Genomic DNA, 26,607 nt, shown 5'->3' with positions numbered 1-26,607 from the left:
TACAATTGTCAGGAGATAAACAGAACTGAGATTTACTTGGTTGCTTCAACGTAAAGCGATTCTGCTCTTCTTAGTTCACTATCTACAAGTAACGTTGTATCTCTTCCTGACCGGTATGTTTCTTTCTTAATGTTTTTGAATCCAGCCTCCTTTAGAATCAATTCCATAGTTTCAAAATCATAAAGAAATAGATGTCCATAGCCTCTAGCAACCTTGTTTAAGGTCATCATAACTGTTCGTTCCTCAAGTTCTTCTGGATGTGGGATGCTAAATGGTTCATTATTCTTTGATTTCGCATAAGCATCAATGAATATTTCTCCATCTGGAACCGCAATACGAACGGTACCGCCAGGTTTCAGAATTCGATAAAACTCTTTCAAATTATTTACAACGGCATTGAAGGGTATGTGCTCTAAGCAATGCTCCGTGTAAATTCCTTTTAACTGATTGGTTTTTATCGGATAATTGTGTTTTTCGATGGTACTGATATCCCAAGGTAGAACACCAGGTTTCCATTCAATATCAGTATTGATGAAATTCTCAAAAATGTTATACCCACATCCAACCTGAAGATATTCCTTGTCTTTGATGAGTTTTTGTGGGACCAGAAAAGGAATATTGATAATCAGAGGAGTGAAGTACTTATTCACAAACAAGTGAAACCTCGTATAAGAGGTGATAGGTCGGTTCCACGAAAATTTACCAGTTGCTTCCATGCTTAGATTTACAACACAAATGTAATGTCATTTACTGCGGATGGCTTCTACTGGGCTAAGTTGTGATGCCATGTAGGCTGGAATGACTCCAGCAATAAGCCCGATCGTGACCGATATTGCAAGTCCTTTTATGATGTTAGTTCCGGTCAAATAGAGTTCCACATCGAAGACCATCGATGCTAAAAAGGTGAGTCCGAATACGATCAGAAGGCCGGCAATTCCGCCCATCAGACTTAGAAAAACCGCTTCCGATAGGAATTCCATCATGATGAACCAGTTTTTCGCACCAAGCGATTTTTCAATACCGATCAAATGCGTTCGTTCTTTTACAGAAACAAACATGATATTGGCAATGCCAAAGCCACCGACAAGAATTGAAAATCCTCCAATTATTGTTCCAGCGATATTCATGATCTGAAAAAGCTTCTCAAGCGAATTTGATAGCAAACTGATCTCATTCAGTGCAAAATTGTCATCAGCTTTCGGTTTTAGTCTGCGAATGCTGCGCATGATTCCTCGAAGTTCATCTATCAGTTCTTCCGTTTCAATCCCAGCCTTTGCTTTCACCATTATCAATGGTTGCGATGATCCTTTATCTATGGGCATTACTTGCCTTGCAAAATTGATCGGAATCAGCACTTGATTATCTACCGAATTGCCAAAAACGCTTTCGCCTTCAACTCCAAACACACCGATCACGAAAAGTTTTCTGCCAAAAACCTGAATGGATTTTCCAACTGGGTCTTCCTCTTGGAAAAGGCCTTGCGCCACAGCCATTCCAATGATGCAAACATTCCTTCCAATATTCGATTCTGCCATAGTGAAATACCTACCAGAAACAACATCGAACGATTTGATGCGCTCGTAATCGTGCGTCACCGCCACGATACTTACGTTCTCGGCTGAGTTCGAACCGTGCTCAACGGTTTTGGTTTTTGATGCCATGAACACCACCGCTTCCGCTGCTTGGCTGCGATGCTGGACTTCTTTGAATTCCGAGAGATCTGCTTCCGGTCGCTGCCAATATTTCCACCATTCTTGCATGGCTCCGGTATCCCAAGGCCATTTCTGAATGTAAACCGTGTTGTCGCCCAGCGATTGAATGTTGTCTTTGATGTTCTTCTCCATCGAATCCACGAAGGTGAAAACCAAGATGATGGCCATAATTCCGATGGTGATGCCAAGCAAAGAAAGAATGGTTCTGAGCTTGTTGGCCACCAGCGCATTCCAAGCCATTTTAATGCTTTCGTTGAATAGCTTGAGGAATATGATCATTCGCTGTTGAAAACTTCGGAGGAAATGCCCTTTGGCAAGGGTGTAAAGGTAAGTGAATTGAGTGAAAAAGGCTACCTTTGAGCGGCTTGGAAAAAGCTTCCGAAACCCTTGATTTTATTAGAGTTGAGAACTTTTCAGGAAACACTTTCCCAGTATTTTCTTTTGTCGAATTTCTAATTGAACAGCGTGGGTAACAAGACCATTAAAAACGCACTTATTTCCGTTTACCACAAAGAAGGTCTGGAGCCGATAATCAATCAGCTCATCAAGCACGGAGTGAACATTTATTCAACCGGTGGAACACAAACTTATTTGGAACAACTTGGTGCTTCGGTACTTCCAGTTGAGGAATTGACATCTTATCCTTCCATTTTAGGAGGAAGAGTGAAAACACTTCATCCGAAGGTTTTCGGTGGCATTTTGGGAAGAAGGGAAGATAAAGGCGACCTCTTGCAATTGGAGGAATATGAAATTCCAGAGATCGATCTTGTGATTGTGGACCTGTATCCGTTTGAAGATACGGTTGCAAGTGGTGCTTCGGAGCAAGACATCATCGAAAAGATTGATATCGGTGGAATTTCGTTGATCCGTGCAGCAGCTAAGAATTTCAAGGATGTGGTGATTGTTCCTTCAAAAGACCAATACGCGCCACTTTCTGCGTTGCTTAATGATGCAGCTACCACCACATTGGAGCAGCGCAAGCAATTTGCCACTGCGGCATTCGCGGTTTCTTCACATTACGATACTGCGATTCACGGCTATTTTGCCGGAAGCGGATTTGCTCATCAAGAAAGCGGAACCAAGGTTTTGCGTTATGGCGAAAACCCACATCAGCAAGGATTTTTCCATGGCGATATTTCAGCTCTTTTCGACCAGATTCATGGCAAGGAATTGAGCTACAATAACCTGTTGGATATTGATGCGGCAGTGAGCTTGATCTCTGATTTTGAAGAAACGACATTCGCCATACTCAAGCACAATAATGCTTGCGGATTGGCCAGTCGACCTAAATTGGTGGATGCTTGGAAAGCAGCTTTGGCCGGTGATCCGGTTTCAGCTTTCGGTGGAATTCTCATCACGAACGTTCAGGTTGATGAAGAAACTGCCACTGAAATGAACGATCTTTTCTTCGAAGTGGTGATTGCGCCTTCGTATAGCAACGCTGCATTGGAAGTTCTAATGAAGAAGAAGAACCGCGTGATTCTGATTCAGAAACCATGTGAATTCCCACAACGACAGTTCCGTTCGTTACTGAACGGGGTGCTGGAGCAGGACAAAGACCTAAGTACGCAGGCTTCCTCAGACATGGAATCTGTAACAGAGGTCAAGCCAACAGAAGCTCAGTTTGAAGACCTCGTTTTTGCCAACAAGTTGGTGAAGCACACGAAATCCAATACCATTGTTCTTGCCAAGAACAAGCAACTTTTGGCAAGCGGATGTGGCATGACCTCTCGGGTAGATGCGTTGAGATTTGCCATTACCAAGGCAAAGTCCTTTAACTTCGATCTGAAAGGAGCCGTCATGGCATCAGATGCATTTTTCCCATTCCCAGATTGTGTTGAAATTGCTCACAACGAAGGCATCGATACCGTAGTGCAACCAGGAGGTTCGATAAAAGATGGTGAATCTGTTGAATATTGCAACAATAATGGAATGGCCATGGTAGTTACAGGCGTACGACATTTTAAACACTAAAAGAATGGGTCTTTTCGACTACTTCAGACAAGAAATTGCCATTGACCTAGGCACGGCAAACACACTTATCATCTACAATGATAAGGTGGTTGTTGATGAGCCATCCATCGTGGCCCGAGATATTCAAACTGGGAAGATTGTTGCCATAGGCAAGAAGGCCCAGCAAATGCATGGAAAAACCCACAAGAATATCGAAACCATTCGTCCGCTTAAGGATGGTGTGATCGCAGATTTTGAGGCTGCCGAGCAGATGATCAAAGGATTTATTCAGATGATCAATCCAGGTAGAAGGTACTTTCTTCCACCTCAAATCAGAATGGTCATCTGCATTCCTTCGGGAATTACCGAGGTTGAAAAACGCGCGGTTCGTGACTCTGCAGAACACGCTGGCGCTAAAGACGTGCGTTTGATCCAGGAGCCGATGGCTGCCGCTATCGGAATTGGTATTGATGTGGAAGAGCCGATGGGTAACATGATCATCGATATTGGTGGTGGAACCAGCGAGATTGCGGTGATTGCTTTAGGAGGAATCGTTTGCGATCGTTCTATCCGTGTGGCTGGCGATGATTTTACTGCAGACATCGAAGATTACATGCGCAGACAGCATAATATCCTTATTGGAGAACGTTCTGCTGAACGTATTAAGATTGAAGTTGGGTCTGCGTTGGCCGAATTGGACAATCCTCCACCTGATTACGCAGTTCATGGGCGTGACCTTATGACCGGAATCCCGAAAGAGATCACGGTTTCCTATCAAGAAGTTGCTCACGCACTCGACAAATCCATCACTAAAATAGAAACAGCCATTCTCAATAACTTGGAGATGACTCCGCCCGAGCTTTCGGCAGATATTTACCGAACGGGTCTTTATCTTGCTGGTGGCGGCTCTATGCTTCGTGGTTTGGATAAGCGTATTTCGCTCAAGACAAAACTTCCGGTACATATTGCAGATGATCCGCTAAGGGCTGTAGCGCGTGGAACTGGAATTGCACTTAAAAACATCGACCGATTCCCATTTTTGATGAGATGATCGGTTGCAATTGGGATGAAGCATGAAGAATGTCCTGCTTTTTATATACAGGAATCATGTATTCTTCGTCTTCCTATTGCTTGAATTGACATGCTTTTGGCTGATTGTCGGAAACAACAACTTTCATCGCGGAAGCATTCTCAATTCTAGCAATCAACTTGTTGGAAATGTGTATGAATTCAACAATGGAATCACCGAATATTTCCGATTGAAGACCATCAACGAGGAGTTGGCAATTGAAAACGCAGCATTGCGAGCTCTTCTTAAGGATTCCAAATTCAAAGTTTCCACCAACACCACCGAAGTAATTGACTCGGTCACGCGTCAGCATTATACTTATGTCCCGGCAAGAGTGATCAATAGCACCACCGATCGAAGGAGCAATTACTTGACCATAAACCGTGGCATTTTGCAAGGCGTGCAGCCCGAAATGGCGGTCATTTCATCAACTGGAATCGTGGGGATTGTGAAGGACGTTTCTAAGAATTTTGCTTCGGTTATTTCTGTGCTCCACAAGAATTCAAGTATCAGCGCTAAGCTGAACGGCTCTGAATACATTGGCTCCTTGGTGTGGGATGGCAGTGATCCGCAAGTGGCACAGCTACTTGACATTCCGAATCACGTGCAGTTGTCCGAAGGAATGTTGATCCAGACCTCAGGTTATTCGGCCATGTTTCCTAGCGGAATTAACATCGGTACGATTCGTTCGTTCGAAGTAGAAGACGGAGATAATTTTTACACGATAGAAGTTGATCTTTTGACCGACATGAGCTCAATCAGCGTGGTTTACGTGGTAAATAACCTGATGCGAATAGAGCAGATAGAATTGGAAAAACAGGCCGAAATAAGTGACAACTGATCTGCTTAAATATGGTTGGCAATTTGCCTTGATGTGCCTCTTGCAGGTGCTTGTGTTCAATCATTTGAATTTGGGCGGTTACATCAACGCCTATCCATACATTTATCTTATTCTTATACTTCCTATTTCCATTGGAAGAATTCCGCTATTGCTCGTTGGATTCATGCTTGGGCTTTGTATCGATGTGTTTTCCAACACAGGAGGAATGCACGCGGCAGCCACAACACTCATTGCATTTTATCGTCCGCTTTATATTAAAGCGCAGTCGCCTAGAGAAGGTTACGAACTCACTGCACTTCCGCACCTGAAGAATTTCGGTTTTGCATGGTTCATTCCGTATGCCGTTCTGATGATATTCATTCATCATGCAGCGCTGTTTTATTTGGAGATCTTCAGGTTTTCAGAATTTTTCGGAACGCTTTTCAAAACGCTGTTGAGCTCTACGCTGACCTTGTTCTTCGTTTTACTTGCAGAATACCTGTTTGTAAGTAACAGACGCAGGTAATGGCGTTTCAAGCAAAACATACCGATAGGATGTATGTGGTAATGGGCATTGCTGTGCTCATTGCCATATCGTTTCTTGGTCGACTTTTTTACATTCAGGTAATAGACGATTCTTATCGGCTATCAGCCGAGAATAACGTTTTGCGCTATCAGGTAGAATATCCTGCGCGGGGCCTTGTTTATGACCGCGATGGGGAACTTCTTGTTTACAATGAAGCTGCTTATGATCTGATGGTTGTTCCGCAGCAAGCAATCAATATCGATACGGCCACGATCTGCCGAATATTGAAAATCACTACCGAACAGTTTACGCAACGTATGAATGATGCCAAGGCATTTTCGTGGCGAAAACCAACCGTTTTTCAGAAGCAGATATCTGGGATAACCTATGCCAATCTGCAAGAGAAATTATATCGGCTGAATGGGTTTTTCGTTCAGAAAAGAACGCTGAGAAGATACCCACAGCCAATTGCCGCGCATTTGTTAGGCTACGTAGGCGAAGCCAGTCAGAGCAGATTGGAACAAGATAGTTACTACAAGCGAGGAGATTATGTTGGGATAAGCGGCCTCGAGAAGTCGTATGAAGAAGAATTGAGAGGCAAAAAAGGCGTGAAGGTGATCATGGTTGATGTGTTCAATCGCCAAAAAGGAAGCTATAAAGAAGGTAAATATGATACTGTGGCTGTTGCTGGAAAAACGCTTGTTTCCAGCATCGATGCTGAGTTACAGGCTTATGGCGAACGGCTCATGCAGAATAAAACGGGAGCCATTGTTGCCATCGAACCATCCACGGGCGAAATTCTTGCTTTGATCAGCGCACCAACGTTTGACCCAAATCTACTGGTCGGTCGCGTTCGTTCAGAGAATTACAGCCTTCTGATGAAAGATACGCTGAAACCGCTTTTCAATCGAGCGTTGATGAGTGAACAGAATCCGCCAGGTTCAACCTTCAAACTGATCAATGCCCTTATTGGGCAACAGGTTGGTGTGCTCAACGAGAATACAACCTATCGCTGCCCGCGCGGCTATGTTTCCGGCAATTTCAGAATGGGATGTCACGATCACCGCTCACCTTTGAATTTACGCGAGTCGATTCAGCATTCGTGCAACGCGTATTATGGAAACGTTTTCCGAAATATCATCGACCACACAGGTAAACCTTGGGAAGGCTACGAGATATGGAGAAATCATGTGATGAGTTTCGGATTGGGTACCAAGTTCAATACCGATCTGCCAGTTGAATATGCTGGAAGTGTGCCCACCAAACAGTTTTATGACAAACATTATGGTGTGAATCATTGGAAATCACTCACCATTATTTCCATGGCCATTGGGCAAGGTGAGTTGGGAACAACGCCACTTCAGCTCGCAAACATGACAGCGGCTATTGCCAATCGTGGTTATTATTATCCACCACATTTGGTAAAAGCCATTGATGGAGTGCCGATTGGCAATCGATTTACAGAGAAACATGTGACCACTATTGATCGAAAATATTTTGATCCGGTGGTGGATGGAATGGCCTTGGTTTTTGAGCAAGGTGGGACAGGTTATCGTTCAAGATTGGATAGTTTGGTGATGTGTGGCAAGACCGGAACAGCTCAGAATCCGCATGGTGAAGACCACTCTATTTTCATTTGTTTCGCCCCGAAAGACGATCCGAAAATTGCCTTGGCCGTGTTTGTAGAGAATGGTGGTGGTGGAAGTAAATATGCCGCTCCAATCGCCAGTTTGATGGTTGAGAAATACTTGCGCGATACGATCAGTCGTCCTCAGTTCGAACAGGTTATTTTCGAGGCTGATCTTGTCACCAATCCGCCTAAGAAGACGAAGAAATGAGAAGGCAGGAAAGCATATTTGCTGGAATTGATTGGGTGACAGTTATTCTGTACCTGACACTCGTTTTCATGGGATGGGTGAATATTTACGCAGCGGTTTACAACGAAGAGCATCAGAGTATCTTAGACACAACGCAGCGCTACGGGAAACAGTTGATCTGGATCACGCTGTCCTTTTTTGTTGGAATGGTCATCATGATCATTGATGGGAAGTTCTATTCCACTTTTGCGATACCGATCTATGCCATCGTTCTGCTTTTGCTGATAGTGGTTTTGGTCACTGCGCGAGATGTATCTGGAGCTCGTTCTTGGATCGATATCGGCTCATTCAAACTACAGCCTTCTGAGTTTGCTAAAAGTGCTACCGCACTTACGCTCTCTTATTATCTCAGCACGCTGAATATCCGGATGGATGACCTGAAGACCAAGATCATAGCTACGATCATTCTTGTTGTTCCCGCAGCATTGATCTTACTTCAGAACGACACAGGTTCAGCGCTTGTTTTCGGTGCGTTCGCGCTCGTATTGTACCGCGAGGGATTATCTGGGAACTTCCTGCTTTTCGGTCTGGCAATGGCTGTGTTGTTCATCTTTTCATTGCTTTTCACTCCGCTTACAATGCTCATTCTGCTTAGCATCATCGCGTTGCTCGTTTTCTTGTTTCAGAGAAGGAAAACATGGAAGCTCGGCATTTCCGTGGCTGCTGGACTTCTGGTGTTGATGGGTTTTGTTTACAGTGTAGATTACATTTTCACGCAAGTGCTAGAGCCGCACCAACAGATAAGAATTGATGTGCTACTCGGCAAGAAAGATGACCCCAAAGGTGCTGGCTATAATGTCAATCAGAGCAAGATTGCCATTGGTTCTGGCGGTTTTGCTGGAAAAGGTTTTTTGAAAGGCACGCAAACGAAGTACGATTTTGTTCCAGAACAGACCACCGATTTCATCTTCTGTACTGTGGGCGAAGAATGGGGTTTTCTCGGAACATTTGTGGTCATTTCCCTTTTCACTGCACTGATCTTGCGAATAGTCTACATATCAGAACGCCAACGATCATCGTTTACTCGCATCTATGGCTATTGCGTAGCCAGTATTCTGCTCTTCCATTTCCTCATTAATGTGGGAATGACCATAGGTCTGATGCCCGTTATTGGAATTCCATTGCCATTCTTCAGCTACGGAGGTTCCTCGCTGCTTGGATTTACCATGCTGCTGTTCATCTTTGTGAAGCTGGACGGTTACCGTTTACAGCAGCTACGGTAGCATGAAGCTCTGAACTTCTGAAAGAACTCTCAAAATATTTCGGACTGATGCTCGGCTTGGCCGTTGCAACCATTGATCTGGTTGGATTTAGCAGCGGACTCACAATCAATTACGTGCTATTTGTACTGTTAGCCGTTAGCGGAGCTTTTGGTATGAATCAGATTCTGAAAAAGAGTTCATCTAAGTTCGGATATCTCGTGCTTTCCGTCTTTGCAGCCGCATTCACCTACACCGTTTTGCCAAACATTTTTGTTGATGATACTGGTTTTGTGGTTCGGTATATGAACATGGCGCGGAAAGGCTGTTTCTATTGTTACAATGTTTCCGATGGACCGGTTTTCGGCATTTCCAGTTTTCTATATGGTTTGGCCACCATTTCATTGGCAATGGCCGATATTGCTTCCAATTCTGCCATAATCATTGGGCTCAACTTTGTAGGACTTACAGTTGTGTTTTATCTGCTGCTGTCCATTTTGCAGCGGAAATTTCAGAACCACATCATCACCATTTCTTCAGCGGTTTTGGTAATTATGATGTCCACGCGGTTTCTGTTCTCGACTACTGCGGGCTTGGAAACCAATTTTCATTTGGCCATCGTCTTTGCAGGAATCTATTTCTTCTTCTCAGAAAGAAGAAATTGGATGTGGCTTTTCTTTGGGCTTTCGGTGGTTTCAAAGCTCGATACGGTTCCGCTGGTCACGGTGCTCTCGCTTATTCATCTTTATGAAAATCGGACAGATTATTTTGGTTCTGATTGGATTGCCAGCTGGCGCGCTGGAGCATTGTACGCAGGTATTCCCATCGCACTATTTGTATGTGCTTCTTTCGCCCTGTTCGATGGACCACTGCCGCAATCGGCATACGCCAAACTTTACCATCATTCGCATCCGTCCAATCATTGGTTTCCATTTTTGGAGTTGATGATGGACAAAGGCGCCCGTAAAGCGTTGTTCGGGTTTTCCATCTTCTTTCCAATGCTTCATGTTGCGGTAAGTCTTCGAAACCGAACTTTTCGCTTGATAGAAATTGCACTGTTTGCTGGTTTTTGGGCCACCATGGGCTTGTTCTACGTTTATAATCCGGTGGAACGAATGGTCTGGTATTATGCCATGCCTGAACTGCTGCTTTACACGCAATTGCTTCTGTCGGTGGTTTACCTGATGCGACAATTCGCTAAGGCAAGTGAAAAGCTCTTTCTACGAAGCTATATGTTCATGTTTGCGGCATTGAGCATTGCTTCCGTTCCGTTAACATTGGGAGAATTAGATTGGATGGATCGCTACTTGAATACAGTAGAGACTGAAAGGTTGGAAATAGGGGAGATGATTGCTTCGTTTCCGGCAACAGACACGCTTGTTTCCGCTCACGGACACTTTGGAGCCAATTACCAAGGATACGTATTGGACATGAGCGGTCTTAATTCCAAGCTAGTAACTGATATTAAGTTAAATGCCGACTCGGTCCTTTCGATTTACAAACCCAAGTATTTCATTCATCACGCGTCAGGCCAAAATGTAACAACTGCCGAAAACAATGGTTACGTACTGAAACAAGAATGGACGAAGATTGAAGAGTACGACTACCCTAAATGGGTTCTGTATGAACGTAAGTAAGGAGCTTAAATGTCAAATCATAAAAAAGCCCGATCAGTTACTGATCGGGCTTTTTAGTTATTAAATAGCTTGATTCTTAGAAGAACTTAGCGCGATTGTCTACGATCTCTGCTTTTTCTTTCAAGGCTTCATACACTTCAAAGTCAACTCTTGAAGAAAGAGCGCTGTTCAGCATACGTTCGTTATTTGCCAAGTTGTTTTGAGCAGGTGCTTGTGCACGGCTCTCTAAATAAACCACATACACGCCTTGTTCGCCTTTTACTGGTTTAGAAATATCTCCAGTCTCCATTCCGCTGATTGTTCCGATAAGTGCTGGTTCACGACCAAGACCAGTAATAGCCGCTGAAGAGAAAAGTACATTCTCTTTTACTTCAACAGGAAGATTCATTTTATCTGCAATGCTCTGAATGTCGCCAGCACGTGCAGCATCAAATTCTTCCATGAATTTTGCAGCTTTCTTGTCTTGGATCGCTCCTGCCTCAATCTCATCTTTGATCTCTTCCATGGCGGTAAATCCTTCCTCATGTACAGCAGTAAGAGCTGCTACAACAAACGTATTTCCCAGTTCGAATACTTTGCTGATGTCGCCTTTTTCCGATTTGTAAGCCCAACGGATCAATTCCCGTGGGTTTTCCAATCCGGCAATGGTTTTGTCGTTCTCTTTCAAGTTGCTAGCAATTCGCTTGTTCAATCCACGGCTAGCAATTTCCTGGTCGAAAGAAGCGATAGAAGTAATGCTTCTGGCAAACTCATCAGCTGTTCCGTAAACCATTTGGAACGTTTTAGTGCTGGCATCAACTTGTCTATCGATGAAAGCAACCGCACGTTTTTCAGTTTTACCTTTTTGGTCCATTACTTCAATGATGTGGAATCCAAACTGTGAGCGAACCACAACCAGATCACCTTTTTTGCCATCAAAACAAGCATCGTTGAAACTTGGAACCATTTGTCCTTCTTTGAACCATCCAAGATCTCCGCCTTTGGCACCTGAACCTGGATCTTCTGATTTTTGACTGGCAATGGCCGCAAAATCGCCACCTTTTTCAATCACTTCTTTCAAACTATCAGCAGCAGCTTTTGCTTTCTCAACACTTCCGAAAGTTTCTAGTCTTAGTAGTATGTGACGTGCTTCAACCGAATCAGGAGCAGTTTTCACCCCGATCAATTTTGCCATTCGGAAAGTCTGTCCTTCCAAATATGGACCTTCAACGTATCCTTTTTCAGCGGCAAACATCAACGAATCGATTGCTCCACCAAGTTCTCCTTTGGCAAGCCATCTTGCGTTAAAACGTACATCCGACTCGCGGTTGATCAAAAGCGTATCGTTTTCAGACGATTCAAACTCTGGCTTCAAACGTTCAGCCCAATTTTTCACTTTCTCAAAATCTTCTTGAGAAGGATCTACTCTGAACGAAACGAACTCAACATCGCGAGATGCATCTTGCTCATATTTAGACTTGTTTGCATTGTAATATTTTTTCAGATCAGCATCAGAAACCTGAATTGTTGAATCGGAAACGCTTGTATATCGCTTTAGCACGAATTTCACGGTAGCCGGTTGGCTTTTTGCCAAAAGGTCGCTTTCAGCTTCCACTTTCGTTATATAAAGTCCTTTCTTAATAAGGTTGTTGTACTTCTCAACTCTTCGAAGTTTTTGGATGTCTTTCTCAAAAGCGATCCAACGGGTTTTCATTTCCTCGTCAGTTTCCATTTTTTTGAGGAAGGCAATAACCTGCGCCTGATCAAATTGTCCGGTCTGTGGGTTAGTAAATGCTTGAACCACTTGTGGATGAGGATTATTTCCTTGAACCATATCAAACAGTTCCTCTGTACTTACATGCACGCCAGCAGCGTCCATTTCTTCACCAAGAACAATGTCTCGAACCATTTGCTGCCATGTCTGGTCGCGCAATTGGTCAGTAGTTGCATTATCAATTGTTGTTTGGCCAGTTTGACTCTTGTAGTTGTCTATCGATTGCTGAACGCGCTCTTCAAAAGTTCGTCCTTCAATTGCTGTTCCTGCAATTTCTCCGACCTGCGTTGCAGAGCCATTGAGCAGAAAACCGCCTGAGTTGATGAGGTCTCCAAGGATAAAAGCCAGCATGGCTCCACCAATTAATATCAGCAACAAGGTTGACTGCTCACGAATTTTACCAATTACCATCTGTAATTACCATTAAAATTTAGGGCTGCGAATATACGTTTCTTACAATCGTTGGTCAATAGTAAAATGATGTCGTTTAACAACGCTTTACGATTGGAAATAATGCAAAGAGTTTTGAACAGTAAATAATCCTTCGCCATGAACCTCGTTTTTTGGTGCAACCTTTGATAAGTGTTGTTTCAATTCACAAATCTTAAAGTCATGAAATTCCTAAGCACATTCGCACTCGCATTGATCATCACAATTCCAACCATCGGACAGAACTTCGGAAAGTTTATGAAGGATGCCGAAAAGACTGTTAAAAACGTGACAACAGACAACGGCACAGGATCACTAAGTGAAGACGAGATCATAAAAGGATTGAAAGAAGCCTTGGCTGTAGGAAGCAGCAATGCAGGAAAATCCGCATCGCAACTAGACGGATTTTACAAGAACGATAAGATCAAAATTCCGTTTCCTCCAGAGGTTGATCAGGTGAGAACAACCGTTGAAAAAGTCGGTTTGAAACCGCAGGTCGACAAATTTGTGGAGACGCTGAACCGAGCTGCTGAAGAAGCCGCTAAAGAAGCCGCGCCCATTTTTGTTAATGCCATAACCAGCATGAACATCAACGATGGAATGAATATTCTGAATGGCGGAGACCGTGCAGCAACAACCTTTCTTCAAGACAAGACATCTCCAGAATTGAAAGCCAAATTTGAACCTATTGTAAAAGCGGCCATCGAAAAAGTGCAGCTGACCAAGTATTGGAATCCGATCATCAACCAATACAATAAAGTTCCGATGGTAAAAAAGGTGAATCCAGACCTTGATGCCTATGTTTTAGACAAAGCACTTGACGGACTTTTCACGCTTGTGGCCGAAGAAGAAGCGAAGATCAGGAAAGACCCAGCAGCTCGCGTTTCGGATATTCTGAAGAAGGTTTTTGGTAACTAATTAAACCGTTTTCTTCCCGTACATCTTCGCAATCAGCGAAAGCTGACCGCAATGAGTGCCTTCGTGGCGAATGGCATGCATGGCCATAAAACGTTTGCTCGTGTTCTCGCCAAAGGCGATTCCAAGCATGTTTTCCTCATCCAATTCAGCCTCGGTTAAATTGGAAATGGTTTCCAAAGCAACAGCATGAATTTGTTTGAAAGCATCCAAAACCTCTTCTAATGACGGCTGACTGGCAGGTTTTTCGCCCTTCGGGGAATGGATTTTGAAATCATTCAGCCAAGGAATGTCCAACGTTTTGCCTCCTAGACTTTGAATGGCCAACATGTTTTCGCCCCAGCACAAATGCGCCAAAATCCAATAAGCACTGTTGGTGGTGTAACCGTTCACTTCAAACTCGCGGTGCATGTCCTCACCTTTTAGTTTAGAAAGATAAAAGCGCGTTAGATTGCGCTGTTCATCCAACATGGTGGCAAGCACTTTCCCAGCCCCTCCAACCGCCCCCGAGGGGAGGCTTTTCTCATCTGAAGTTTTGTCCATGGTCGCTTGTTTAGTCTCCCTTTGGGGGATTCAGAGGGCTTTTACTTTTTCCCGTGACACACTTTGTACTTCTTACCGCTGCCGCAAGGACAAGGGTCGTTTCGGCCGATCTTCTCTTCCACAGTTACAGGCTCCTGTTTTTTCTGTGGTTGCTGAGGAAGTGCTTGTTGCGGTTCGCCATTCTGTGGTGCGGCAACTTGTCTTTGCGCCACTTCTGGACGAGAAGCTGTTACTCGCTCTTTACGTTCTTGCGCTTCGCGAACGCGTGTGTTCTCTGCGTTTGGAAGATCGCCTTTGAACAGGAACGAAATCACTTCGCGATTCATGCGGTCCAGCATTTTTTGGAATAGGTCGAAGCTCTCGAACTTATAGACCAACAATGGATCTTTCTGTTCGTAGGATGCGTTCTGTACAGACGTTTTCAATTCGTCCATTTCGCGCAAGTGCTCTTTCCATTGCTCGTCAATAATGGCAAGAATGATGTTCTTCTCGAACGCCAAAGCCAAATTCGAACCTTTCAATTCGTAGGTTTTGGCCAGATTCACAACCACGTTCAAACTCTTAATTCCATCTGTGAATGGAATAACGATGTTCTTGAAATTCTCTCCCTGTGTTTCAAATACATTGGCAATCACTGGAAAAGCACGCTCCGCGATGGCACTTTTTTTCCGTGTGTAGCTTTGAATCAGTTCGTGAACAAGTTTTTCAAGTATCACATCTACTTTTCCTCCACCGAAATCCTTTTCTGAGATCGGAGATTCTACCGAGAACGTACGGATGATGTCGAGTTTAAATCCTTCGTAATCACGCGCTGGATGGAACTCGTCTAGCAGAGAAGAAGCCGTATCGTGGATCATGTTCAACACATCCACAGAAAGTCGTTCGCCTTGCAAGGCGTGTCTTCTACGTTTGTAGATCACCTCGCGCTGAGCGTTCATCACATCATCATACTCCAACAATCGCTTACGTATGCCGTAGTTGTTCTCCTCAACCTTTTTCTGAGCACGTTCAATGGATTTCGAAACCATTCCATGCTGAATGACCTCGCCTTCTTCGTAACCCATTCTATCCATCAACTTGGCAATTCGGTCAGAACCGAAAAGACGCATCAAGTTGTCTTCCAACGAAACATAGAACTGAGAAGAACCCGGATCTCCCTGACGACCAGCACGACCACGCAACTGGCGGTCAACACGTCTGCTTTCGTGACGTTCGGTACCAATAATGGCCAATCCGCCAGCTTTCTTCACATCTTCCGTAAGCTTGATGTCAGTTCCACGACCTGCCATGTTGGTGGCAATCGTAACCGCTCCAGGCTTTCCGGCCATTGCCACAATATCAGCTTCCTGAGCGTGCAATTTGGCGTTCAAAACGTTGTGATCGATCTTCTTCATTTTGAGCATTCGGCTCAATAGTTCGGAGATTTCCACAGAAGTTGTACCAACAAGTACTGGACGTCCTTGGCCAGTTAGGTTCACAATCTCATCAATCACCGCGTTGTACTTCTCACGGGTTGTTTTGTAAACAAGATCATCCTTGTCATCGCGCGTTATTGGACGATTGGTCGGAGTTACCATCACATCCAATTTGTAGATGTCCCAAAGCTCTTTTGCTTCCGTTTCGGCTGTTCCGGTCATACCAGAAAGTTTGTGGTACATACGGAAGTAGTTCTGAAGCGTAACTGTTGCCCAAGTTTGGGTGGCCGCTTCAACCTTCAGATTTTCCTTGGCTTCAATGGCTTGATGAAGTCCGTCAGAATAGCGTCTGCCATCCATGATACGTCCCGTTTGCTCATCCACGATCTTCACTTTATTGTCCATCACCACGTATTCCACGTCTTTTTCAAAAAGCGTGTAGGCTTTAAACAATTGGTTCATGGAATGAACACGGGCACTTTTGATGGCGAAATCGCGCATCAACTCATCTTTTTTCTTGGCTTTTTCCTGATCGGAAAGCCCCATTTTCTCAATCTCTGCAATTCCTGAACCTACGTCTGTAAGCACGAAGAATTGATCATCATCCATGTTTTTGGTGATCAGTTCGAGACCTTTTTCAGTCAGCTCGATGGAATTGTGCTTTTCATCAATTACGAAGAACAATTCTGCATCAACCTTATGCATTTCCTTGTTCTGGTCTTGCATGTAGTAATTCTCCGTTTTCTGAAGAATTTGCTTCACACCTGGCTCGCTCAAGTATTTGATCAGCGTCTTGTTTTTCGGCAATGCACGATAGCAACGAAGCAAGGCCATTCCGCCTTCTCCTTCTTTGTAACCATCGCGCTTGTCGGCAATCAGTTTTTTAGCGTCTGCCAATGTGGTGTTGAAGAATGTGCGCTGAACCTGAAGCAACTTTTCAACCTTAGGCTTTAGTTCATCAAATTCGTGCTGATCGCCTTTTGGTACTGGTCCTGAAATGATAAGCGGTGTTCTCGCATCATCAATAAATACAGAATCGACCTCATCTACAATGGCGTAGTTGTGCTTGCGTTGTACCAGATCGCCCGCTTCGCGTGCCATGTTGTCACGCAAATAATCAAAACCGAATTCGTTGTTCGTGCCAAAAGTGATGTCAGCATTGTAAGCAGTACGTCTTTCTGTAGAATTCGGTTGATGCTTATCAATGCAATCTACTTTCAATCCGTGGAATTCATAAAGTGGTCCCATCCACTCAGAGTCACGTTTAGACAGGTAATCGTTCACCGTCACCAAGTGAACCCCACGACCAGCCAACGCATTCAAATACACAGGAAGCGTGGCAACAAGGGTTTTTCCTTCACCAGTGGCCATTTCCGCAATCCGTCCTTTGTGAAGTGCCACGCCACCAATGAGCTGCACATCGTAATGAACCATGTCCCATTTTACTTCCGTTCCGCCAGCTTTCCATGTATTTGGGAAAGTGGCCTGCTGTCCATTGATGGTAACATACCCTTTGGTTGCAGCCAGATCCCTGTCCATTTCGGTAGCAGTTACCGTAAGCGAACCATTGTCTTTAAGCCTTCGGGCGGTTTCTTTCACCACTGCAAAAGCCGTTGGCAGAATTTCAAGGAGAACCTCTTCAATTTTACTGGTAACGACCTCTTCTAACTTATCAATCTGATCGTAGAGACGTTCTTTTTCTTCAATATCTGTTGCTGGCTGTTCAGCTTTTTCGGCCAGTTCGGAAATCTGATTTCGCTCAGCAGACAAATAGTCGTTTATCTGTTGTTTGAGCGCTGCTGTTTTTCCGCGAAGCGCATCATCGGAAATCCCTTGAAGGGTTTTCGAGATCTCATTTATCTTCTCAACGAAAGGTTGAATTTCTTCAATATCCTTATCGGCCTTCGTGCCGAATACCTTTCGTGCAAGATTGTTTATGAAATTGATCATTGTGTCTGAATTCCTTTTTGAATGACCGAGCTTTTAGCAACAACCATTCCTTGGTATGGTGTTCGGTCAACCTGTCATGTAAGCCCGCGAAATTACGCCTTTACGCTAACGGGGCAAAGCAGATTTATGACCATCTGCAATGGCATACAAAATGAACAAGATGGAAGCTGAAATAGCTTCGGATGCTTCAACTATTAGCTCGTTGAGCTAGACCTGAATGACCTACAGAAGTTCGTTTGCCAAGTTTGCTAGTTCAGACCGTTCGCCTTTTTCCAGCGTAACGTGTGCGCAGAGTCTATTGCCTTTCACCTTCTCAATGAGATAGGATAGACCGTTACTTTGCGTGTCCAAATACGGAGTGTCTATCTGAAAGATGTCGCCTGTAAAAATGATCTTGGTGTTTTCTCCAGCACGAGTAATAATTGTTTTTACTTCGTGAGGAGTTAGATTTTGCGCTTCATCAATAATGAAGAAGATGTTGCTCAAACTTCTTCCGCGTATGTATGCTAGAGGAGTGATCATCAACTTTTCGGTTTCTACCATCAGTTGAATCTGTTTGGCCTCTTTTCCCTTTTCTGGAAATTGACTCTGAATGAACTTGAGGTTATCCCAAAGCGGCTCCATGTAAGGGTTTATTTTACTCTTGATGTCTCCTGGCAGAAAACCAATATCCCGATTGCTTAATGGTACGATTGGACGGGCCAAATAGATCTGGCGGAAATCCTTTTTCTGTTCCATGGCTCCGGCAAGCGCCAAAAGCGTTTTTCCTGTTCCGGCCACACCTTGTAAGGTTACCAGTTTGATGTTCGGGTCGAGAATGGCATGGAGCGCAAAAACCTGTTCGGCATTCAATGGGCGAATACCATAAGCAGTGGTTTTTTCGATGCGGTGCAGCAGGCCTGTCTCTGGATTATTATGGACCAAAGCAGATTTCTTCCCGTTTTTAAGAATGTAATAATGATTGTATGGAGCGTCTTTCAGTCCAACTGTGGCTGGCTCGCAGGTTCCTTCCTGGTATAGGTCATTAATGACAGAAGATTCGATGCCTTCTACCGAGGTTTCCCCTTTATAAAGCATGCTCACATCCTTGATCTTGCCCGTTTCGTAATCTTCGGCATTCAGATTCAACGATTTGGCCTTCAACCTCAAGTTGATGTCCTTACTTACAAGAATCACTTTTCTATCCGGATGCTCAGATTGAACCGCCAAAGCAGCATTCAAAATCCTGTGGTCTGCTTTGGTTTCGCCAAAGACCTTATTAGCATCAACGTCATTCTTGCCGGTCATAATAACCTTGAAGGACCCTTTTTTCGAACCATTGATAGGAATCCACTGCTGCAATGTCTTCGTCCCAGCCAATACATCAAGCTCTCTTATGAACTCTCGCGCAGCAAAATTCTTACTGTCGTTTCCCTTTTTGAAATTGTCGAGTTCTTCTAAAACCGTGATCGGAATGGCCACATCGTGCTCATCAAATTGAGTGATCGCGTTGTGATCGTAAATGATCACCGAAGTGTCCAATACAAATATCTTTCTGACCTCTTGCTTTTTTGCCATTTCTAATCACTCTAGTTGTTGGAAATTTACAGTTTTGAACGTGTGTTCTGCGGGCATTAACGTTATCGAATTTTGATTTTTTCAACACAGAAATGTGGAGTACCTTGTAACCGATTGACCCCTAATAGTATGAACCGATTTAAACAGCTGGAGCAAGACTTTTTTAAGAGCAATTCCTACAGCGAGGCATTAAGCTTTTTAGAAACATGCGATGCGGAATTTGCGATAGTTTCCATTCATGATAAGCAAGCTTTGTACGTTCGCGTTTCACCATCCGTTGTGGCATTTTGCGGCTACACAGAGAAGGAACTCGTGGGCAATTCGGCATACGATTACTTTCATCAGGATGATTTTCAGGATGTTTTAAAGTCTCATGCTCGCGTCACGGTATTAAGAGACGTTGAGATGGTCGATTATCGATTTATCAATTCTTCAGGAGTACCCATTGATGTCACCACTTTTAGCAAGCGGATCTCGCTCGAAAACGGTTTAGAGAACATTTTAGCATTTACCTTTAAAAGGACGTAATCACTCATTCATCGAAAAAAAAATCTCGTTGATGGTGAAATATCCAAACGATGTCGTAACTTTGGTCTACAGTTCCAATTCCTGGTTTCACCCCCATCGCATGACGCTTCGGCTGACTCGGTGGGGGTATTTGTTTGTAAGAACTTAAGGCATCCTTATTTGTTACCTTTGCCACAACCAATAATGTAACGCATATGTCAGAGGTATTGCTAGATATGAGAACAGATATAGGAGAGGTACTGAAGGATCTCAATATCAAGGAGTTGAATCCAGCTGCATCTACTGGTCTGGTCGATTATAAAGGAGAAGGTGCCGCTATCGATTCTTATTCACCGGTTGATGGAAATCTTATTGCTTCAGTCGGTTCATGCACCAGCAACGATTACAATCTGGTAGTTTCTAAAGCAGAAGCTGCATTTAAAGAATGGCGCATGTGGCCAGCACCTAAGCGTGGCGAAATTGTTCGTCAGGTTGGTGAGGCGCTTCGTGAAAAGAAAGAACCGCTTGGTAAATTGGTTTCCTATGAAATGGGAAAAAGCTTGCAAGAAGGTTTGGGCGAAGTACAGGAGATGATCGACATCTGCGACTTTGCGGTTGGACTATCACGCCAACTTTATGGATTGACCATGCACTCTGAGCGACCCTTGCACAGAATGTACGAGCAGTACCATCCATTAGGAGTTGTAGGAGTCATTTCCGCGTTCAACTTTCCAGTGGCCGTTTGGAGTTGGAATGCCATGTTGGCTTGGGTTTGCGGTGATGTTTGTATTTGGAAACCGTCAGAAAAAGCGCCTTTGTCTGGTGTTGCATGTCAGAACATCATTAAAGAAGTATTTAAGAAGAACCAAGTTCCCGAAGGTGTTAGCTGTGTTGTTCAAGGAGACTATACCGTAGGCGAGTTGATGACCAATGATAAACGCGTTCCGCTTATTTCTGCCACAGGCTCTATACGTATGGGCAAAAAAGTGGCGGTTGCTGTTGGTTCACGATTGGGTAAGACATTGCTGGAGTTGGGCGGAAACAACGCAGTCATTATTACTGAAAATGCCGATCTGAACATTTCCATTATAGGTGCTCTTTTCGGAGCCGTTGGTACTTGCGGTCAGCGTTGCACAAGTACTAGGAGACTTATTATTCACGAAAGTGTGTACGAAGAAGTTAAAGCAAGTTTGGTAAAAGCTTACGGACAGCTTCGAATAGGTAATCCATTGGATCAACACAATCACGTTGGTCCTCTTATCGATAAGCAATCTGTGGAGACTTACCTGAAGGCTTTGGAACAAGTGAAAGCAGAAGGTGGCAACATGGTGGTTGAAGGAGGTGTTCTGCAGGGAGAAGGATACGAAAGCGGCTGTTATGTGAAGCCTGCCATCGCGGAAGCAAAAAATCATTTTCAGATCGTTCAGCAAGAAACCTTCGCGCCTATTCTGTATTTGCTTAAGTATAGCGATATTGACGAGGCAATTGCTTTACAGAATGGGGTTGATCAAGGATTGTCTTCTGCAATTATGACCACGAACATGCGTCAGGCAGAATTGTTTTTGAGTTGTGTTGGTTCTGATTGCGGTATTGCAAACGTGAATATCGGTACATCTGGTGCCGAGATCGGAGGAGCGTTTGGAGGTGAGAAGGAAACTGGCGGAGGTCGCGAATCGGGTTCAGATGCATGGAAAGTTTACATGAGAAGACAGACCAACACCATTAATTATAGTACCCAATTGCCTTTGGCACAGGGAATAAAGTTTGATTTCTAATCGCGCTGTTTGAATCGATTGCTTTACATATCTCTGGTCATGTTGATGTGTTCCTGTTCTAAGGATCCTTCGGAGGTGTATTATGAAAACCAACGTAATTATTACGATCTGCCTTCTTTCATTACCAAGCAGATAACGAATTTCAAAAGTAGAGGTCAGTGGGTGCGTAAGCACATCACAAAAGATGGTCACACGCACATCATAGAGCGCGGAGATGTAGATTGGGATGAGGAATTCGATGCGTTCGTAGAATCTGACATCAACCGACCTGCATGGCGAGGAGAATTCAAAGTAGATACCATTTCGTTGGAGCGGATGTATGTGATAACATACAAGACAGAGAACGACCAGATTCCCGTGAAAAATGTGGTTGTGACCATCGATAAGGACACAAAACAGTGCTTGCAACTAACGGTTGATAGAAGGACGGAGAACTTCCTTTACAGCTCTGATCAAAGTCTATTCTTCACAACTGGAGAAGGATACATGATGAAAGGAAAACTTTCTGTCACGTTGCTTTTCGATTCTGAGTATGCCATCGAAAGCGAATTCATTGAAATTTGAGAGATTGATCCTCTTCTCTTTAGGACTCATCCTTTTCCTAGGTTGTTCTGAAGAGAAGAAATCATTGCCAATTGCAGGAACTTGGCGGTTTACACTTGATATTGGCGAAGAACAAGTGCCATTTCAGGCAGAGATTGTTGACGAAAAAGGAAAGCTACAGTTCTATGCCATCAACGGTAAAGAACGGATTCTGGCCGATCAGTTCGAAACGAAAAACGACAGCGTTTTTATCAGATTGCCCATTTTCAACACGGCTTTGATCGGGAAATACGATGGAGAGCACATCCTTGGCAATTATTTCGATTATTCGCGAAAAGACGATTATCGCATTCCGTTCGTAGCCTCCAAGAAATTCGAAAGTAGATTCAAAATATCTAAACCGCCAATTGCTGATCCTACTGGCAAGTGGCGCGTGGAATTCAGTCCCGGAAGCGATAATGAATACTTGGCCTTGGGCATTTTTGAACAGGATGGAGATAGGGCTTTCGGAACATTTCTGACCACAACGGGCGATTATCGCTATTTGGATGGCAATATTTCTGGAGACAGTCTTTTGCTTTCCTGTTTTGACGGATCACACGTTTTCCTTTTCAAAGCACGAATAGATGGCAACAAGATCGATGGTGATTTTTGGTCAGGAATACATTGGCAAGAGAACTGGGTTGGAACGTGGGATGATACCTATGAACTGCCAGATCCAACGTCTCTCACTTTCATTAAACCGGGTTATTCTGGTTTGGAATTCTCGTTCCGAAACATGCAGGGAGAAACAGTAAGCTTGGATGATGACAGGTATAAAGGCAAAGTGGTGATTGTGCAAATAATGGGAAGTTGGTGCCCAAATTGTATGGACGAAACCGCTTACCTCGTGTCGCTTTACAACAAGTTTCATCAGCAAGGTCTGGAAGTGATTTCCCTCGCTTTTGAAAAGAGCGATAACGAGGAAACGAACATTCGCTCGCTTGCGCGACTCAAGGAACATTTCAATGTGCCGTACGAGATTTTGCTTGCGGGAAAAGCGAGTAAGACAGAAGCGAGTCAAAAACTGCCCATGCTCAATCAGGTGCTTTCATTTCCGACAGGAATTTTTTTGGACAGAAAAGGAAAGGTGCGAAGAATCCACACTGGATTTTCTGGTCCTGGAACAGGCGAGTATTATCATGAATTTGTGGAGGAAACAGATCAGTTTGTAACTCAACTGTTGGTTGAGTGAAGGTTAAATCCGCACGCCAATGACGCAGATGTCATCCACTTGATCGTATGAGCCCTGCCATTCGATAAGATACTTTTCCAATTCAGTTTTTTGCAATTCCATCGGAAGCGAACTGATCTCTAGAATTTTCTTCCGCATGACAGTGGTCTTTAACTTCTTTCCCAATTCACCACCGAATTGATCGGCATATCCATCAGAATAGATGTAAATACAATCGCCTTTTTCAAGTTGAACAAGATGATTTTGGAACGGACGTTCTTCCGTATCCATGCTTCCAATGGCAATTCGGTCTCCTTTGATGAGAATCTCTGTTCCATTTCGAATGATCAATAGCGGGTTGAATGCACTCGCGAACTCCAATTTCATGCTATTGCGGTTCAGTTTACACAACGCAATGTCCATCCCGTCCTTCACATAATTATCATGTTCCGATTTCCGCAATGACTCGTTGACACTTGTGCTCAAATGTTTTAAGATGGCCGCTGGCTCAGAAAGGCGGTATTCACTAATGGCTTGGTTCAATCCGTTGTAGCCAACGATGCTCATTAATGCACCAGGAACACCATGACCCGTGCAATCAACAGCGGAGAAGAATACGTTATCGCCTCGCTCAGATAACCAATAGAAATCGCCACTCACAATATCCTTTGGCTTAAAAAGGACAAACGAATCTGGCAGAAGCTTACTCCATTGCTCGATTGTAGGAAGTGTTGCGGATTGGATGGTACTTGCATAGTTGATGCTATCGATCATCTCCCGATTTTTCTTCTGAATTACATCTTTTTGTAATTCAATTTCGAGGTTTTGCTTTGTGATCTTCCGGTTGACACGTTGAATTGCGAAATAGGAGTACGCGATTGCGCTGGCTACCAGAGCGCAAAACAGAAAGAACCACGTGGTGAGATAGAACGGAGGAAGCACCGTAAATGAAACACTGATAGGTTCATTTTCCCAAAGTTCGTCTCCAAAACCTGCCCTCACCATGAAGGTATAATCGCCTGGCGACAGGTTGGTATATGTGGCCTCGCTGTTGTTCGTGATCTTCGACCAATCCTCATCATATCCTTCTAGCATATAACTGTAGTTCATGGAAATCGGCACGGTGAGGCTGACACCAGAATACTCAAACTTCAGTGTGTTTTTGGCATACGGAATTTCAGGATTGAAAGGGATTCCGGAAAGGGAAATAGAATCGGTGTACTGGCTCCAATCGGTTTCCTGTGAGAATACCTTGACAGCCGTTATCCGTGTTTTTGGTTTGAAGAAAAGCCCCTTGTCTTGTGTTGGATCGTACTCAACCAGCCCGTTGGTCGCACCGATCCAAACCGTTCCGTCCTCATCGGTCCAAATGGAATTTCCGCTGCACTCCAAACCCATAAATCCTTGCGCCTTTCCGTAACGGATCACATCAGTGGGATTGCCTTTATCGTCAAAATAAATTCGGCAAAGACCTTTAGACTGTCCAACCCAAAGGCTGCCCTTGGCGTCAAAGTTCAAGGAATAAACAGCTTCGGAAATTAGGCCTTGATCGACACTGATGTTAATGCAAGAGTCGCCATTATACATATAGATTCCCTTGTTAGTTCCGAAGAAAAGATTTCCTGTTGGGCCAACGGCAACGCTTCGTGTCCTTCCGTCAAAAAAGCCGTCTTTAGCCTTGAGATTCACAAACGTGTGACCGTCATATTTGAGAACGCCATGTTCGTATGCAAACCATAGATCATTCTCGTGTCGAACAGCATCGAACACCAATGAATCGAATTGACCTGAGTTTGACGGTCGAATAAGCGTTCCGTTTTCAAATTTGGCAACCCCTCCTGCGGTCCCGAACCAAACGTCATTTCCATCCACAAATACGTCATGACAACCGTTCAGGTTTTTTTCTGTTTGCTCATACGACACAAGCAGACCGTCTTTATAGGTATTGAAACCATAATCAGTGGCGATGTAAATAGTGCCTTCAGGGCCTTCGTCTATGTCTCTTACCACCTCAGATATCAACCCGTCTTTTTGTTCGAAAAAGAGACGATCATTGCCATTCCAAACAGCAACACCTTGGTGTGTTCCTAACCAGAACTGACCTGTCTTCGAACGAAATACAGCGCCAACTCTTGGGTCTTTTAAGTCATTTTCAGTACTGTAGATCTTGAATCGTTCGCTGTTCAGTTTCGAAACTCCGTTAGATTTTGAACCGAACCAAAGATTTCCCTCACGGTCCTGAAGTAGCTTCCAGATATTGTTGTTAACAAGCCCGCTTTCTTTATTGAACAGTTTGAATTTGCCATTCGCGTATTTAAGAACGCCATTACTTGTTCCGATCCAAACATTGCCTGCCTTGTCGTTCGTGTATCCGTAAAAGATGCTGTGCTCGGAGATAAGACTTCCAGCATATTCGCGTTTTAGTTCTTGCCCTGAAAGACGGTACAAGCCTTTGTAACCGAAAATCCAGGTTTCAAACTTGTTGATCGGCATCACGTCAAAAACATAGTTGTGGTCCAATCCGTCATCGGTGGTTATATTGAGAATGTCCTTTCCGTTCCACCGAAACACACCGTTTTGAACCGTTGCAAACCATATGGAACCATCTTGGCCCTCGCGGATACTCATGATGGTGGATTGTGAAAGGTCAGGATCCAGTTCAACAACTTTAATGGAATCACCTTCCAGTTTGGCCACGCCTTTTCCTGTTCCCAACCAGATCTCATTCTTGCTGGAAACTAGAATACTTACAACTCCTGCATGTGGCAGACCGTTTTCCGTGTTAAGGATGGAGATGCCAGTTCCTTCAATAATGCTAAGTCCATTATTGGTTCCTGCCAAAATACGGTCGCCCAGCTCGTTGATCGCGTAAACCACGTTATCTGAAAGCCCGTTTTCAGTTGAGATATACTTGAAATTCGTGCCGTTGTAACAGTTGATGCCACCTTGATTAGTGCCGATCCAAAGCTCTCCTGTGTTGGTCTGATGCAAGCAGAGTACTTGAGATTGCGCAAGGCCATTCTCAACTGTGAACGTTTGGAAGTCATACGATTGACCGTAGATACTTTGACCACATAGCCAAAGAACAACGGTCAGAATACTGGCATTCCAATAGTACTGCTTCAAATTTCTATTTATCACGAGTCGGTTTTACTCGTACCGAGCCGATTCAGTTACAGTTTGAATTCACAAAGTTGCTTTTCATTCGGTCAGC

General features: G+C 44.0%; 20 protein-coding genes. 13 read left to right on the top strand and 7 right to left on the bottom strand.

Features of this window, described 5'->3' with window-relative positions:
* Positions 1-32: 32 nt before the first annotated feature.
* Positions 33-716: a methyltransferase domain-containing protein gene (locus K9J17_09315; GenBank protein MCF8276921.1), complete on the bottom strand. Its 684-nt coding sequence runs from the start codon at positions 714-716 to the stop codon at positions 33-35.
* 27 nt (positions 717-743) lie between these two features.
* Positions 744-1,988, bottom strand: coding sequence for an ABC transporter permease (locus K9J17_09310; protein MCF8276920.1), 1,245 nt, complete (start codon positions 1,986-1,988; stop codon positions 744-746).
* Positions 1,989-2,177: 189 nt separating this feature from the next.
* On the opposite strand from K9J17_09310, the gene purH reads away from it, so the two are divergent.
* Genes purH through K9J17_09275 form a run of 7 tightly spaced genes read left to right on the top strand, consistent with a single transcriptional unit; the run spans position 2,178 to position 10,793 of the window.
* Positions 2,178-3,686 (top strand): bifunctional phosphoribosylaminoimidazolecarboxamide formyltransferase/IMP cyclohydrolase, encoded by a 1,509-nt coding sequence (gene purH, locus K9J17_09305; protein MCF8276919.1) that lies wholly within the window; start codon positions 2,178-2,180, stop codon positions 3,684-3,686.
* Positions 3,687-3,690: 4 nt separating this feature from the next.
* Positions 3,691-4,716, top strand: coding sequence for a rod shape-determining protein (locus K9J17_09300; protein MCF8276918.1), 1,026 nt, complete (start codon positions 3,691-3,693; stop codon positions 4,714-4,716).
* Between the two features lie 22 nt (positions 4,717-4,738).
* Complete coding sequence (gene mreC / locus K9J17_09295; GenBank protein MCF8276917.1) at positions 4,739-5,575, top strand: rod shape-determining protein MreC; 837 nt, start codon at positions 4,739-4,741, stop codon at positions 5,573-5,575.
* A gap of 31 nt (positions 5,576-5,606) precedes the next feature.
* Positions 5,607-6,080, top strand: a complete 474-nt coding sequence (locus K9J17_09290) for a rod shape-determining protein MreD (protein ID MCF8276916.1) — start codon at positions 5,607-5,609, stop codon at positions 6,078-6,080.
* A complete protein-coding gene (gene mrdA / locus K9J17_09285; protein MCF8276915.1) occupies positions 6,080-7,918 on the top strand; it encodes a penicillin-binding protein 2 in 1,839 nt (612 codons plus the stop codon). The genes K9J17_09290 and mrdA overlap by 1 nt, the downstream gene beginning before the upstream one ends.
* Complete coding sequence (gene rodA, locus K9J17_09280) at positions 7,915-9,180, top strand: rod shape-determining protein RodA (protein ID MCF8276914.1); 1,266 nt, start codon at positions 7,915-7,917, stop codon at positions 9,178-9,180. Before mrdA ends, rodA begins: the two co-directional genes overlap by 4 nt.
* 47 nt (positions 9,181-9,227) lie before the next feature.
* The gene (locus tag K9J17_09275; GenBank protein MCF8276913.1) at positions 9,228-10,793 is read left to right on the top strand and encodes a hypothetical protein; all 1,566 of its coding nucleotides are present in this window, start codon (positions 9,228-9,230) and stop codon (positions 10,791-10,793) included.
* A gap of 76 nt (positions 10,794-10,869) precedes the next feature.
* Here K9J17_09275 and K9J17_09270 read toward each other — a convergent pair whose 3' ends face one another.
* A complete protein-coding gene (locus K9J17_09270; protein MCF8276912.1) occupies positions 10,870-12,957 on the bottom strand; it encodes a SurA N-terminal domain-containing protein in 2,088 nt (695 codons plus the stop codon).
* Between the two features lie 201 nt (positions 12,958-13,158).
* On the opposite strand from K9J17_09270, the gene K9J17_09265 reads away from it, so the two are divergent.
* A complete protein-coding gene (locus K9J17_09265; protein MCF8276911.1) occupies positions 13,159-13,893 on the top strand; it encodes a DUF4197 domain-containing protein in 735 nt (244 codons plus the stop codon).
* On the opposite strand, the gene K9J17_09260 is transcribed toward K9J17_09265, so the two are convergent.
* Both K9J17_09260 and secA read right to left on the bottom strand, forming a co-directional pair.
* Positions 13,894-14,433: a DinB family protein gene (locus K9J17_09260; protein ID MCF8276910.1), complete on the bottom strand. Its 540-nt coding sequence runs from the start codon at positions 14,431-14,433 to the stop codon at positions 13,894-13,896. It abuts the gene before it with no gap.
* Positions 14,434-14,474: 41 nt separating this feature from the next.
* On the bottom strand, positions 14,475-17,798 hold the full coding sequence (gene secA, locus K9J17_09255) for a preprotein translocase subunit SecA (GenBank protein ID MCF8276909.1): 3,324 nt from the start codon (positions 17,796-17,798) through the stop codon (positions 14,475-14,477).
* A 21-nt stretch (positions 17,799-17,819) separates the two neighbouring features.
* Between secA and K9J17_09250 the strand changes: the two genes are divergently transcribed.
* Complete coding sequence (locus K9J17_09250) at positions 17,820-17,969, top strand: hypothetical protein (GenBank protein ID MCF8276908.1); 150 nt, start codon at positions 17,820-17,822, stop codon at positions 17,967-17,969.
* A gap of 51 nt (positions 17,970-18,020) precedes the next feature.
* Here K9J17_09250 and K9J17_09245 read toward each other — a convergent pair whose 3' ends face one another.
* Positions 18,021-19,355, bottom strand: a complete 1,335-nt coding sequence (locus K9J17_09245; GenBank protein ID MCF8276907.1) for a PhoH family protein — start codon at positions 19,353-19,355, stop codon at positions 18,021-18,023.
* Positions 19,356-19,484: 129 nt separating this feature from the next.
* Here K9J17_09245 and K9J17_09240 point away from each other — a divergent pair, with 129 nt between their 5' ends.
* The 4 genes from K9J17_09240 (at position 19,485) to K9J17_09225 (ending at position 23,414) form a co-directional block, all read left to right on the top strand.
* Complete coding sequence (locus K9J17_09240; GenBank protein ID MCF8276906.1) at positions 19,485-19,883, top strand: PAS domain-containing protein; 399 nt, start codon at positions 19,485-19,487, stop codon at positions 19,881-19,883.
* Between the two features lie 194 nt (positions 19,884-20,077).
* The gene (locus K9J17_09235; protein MCF8276905.1) at positions 20,078-21,637 is read left to right on the top strand and encodes an aldehyde dehydrogenase family protein; all 1,560 of its coding nucleotides are present in this window, start codon (positions 20,078-20,080) and stop codon (positions 21,635-21,637) included.
* An 18-nt stretch (positions 21,638-21,655) separates the two neighbouring features.
* The gene (locus tag K9J17_09230) at positions 21,656-22,201 is read left to right on the top strand and encodes a hypothetical protein (GenBank protein ID MCF8276904.1); all 546 of its coding nucleotides are present in this window, start codon (positions 21,656-21,658) and stop codon (positions 22,199-22,201) included.
* A complete protein-coding gene (locus K9J17_09225) occupies positions 22,191-23,414 on the top strand; it encodes a redoxin domain-containing protein (protein ID MCF8276903.1) in 1,224 nt (407 codons plus the stop codon). Before K9J17_09230 ends, K9J17_09225 begins: the two co-directional genes overlap by 11 nt.
* Before the next feature lie 3 nt (positions 23,415-23,417).
* Here the strand turns inward: K9J17_09225 and K9J17_09220 are convergent, their stop codons facing one another.
* Positions 23,418-26,534 (bottom strand): SpoIIE family protein phosphatase, encoded by a 3,117-nt coding sequence (locus K9J17_09220; GenBank protein ID MCF8276902.1) that lies wholly within the window; start codon positions 26,532-26,534, stop codon positions 23,418-23,420.
* Positions 26,535-26,607 lie beyond the last annotated feature (73 nt).

The organism is Flavobacteriales bacterium (genome assembly GCA_021739695.1).
Lineage (GTDB): Bacteria > Bacteroidota > Bacteroidia > UBA10329 > UBA10329 > UBA10329.
Note: the sequence above shows the minus strand (reverse complement) of the source record. Positions and strands in the feature narration are given on the sequence as shown.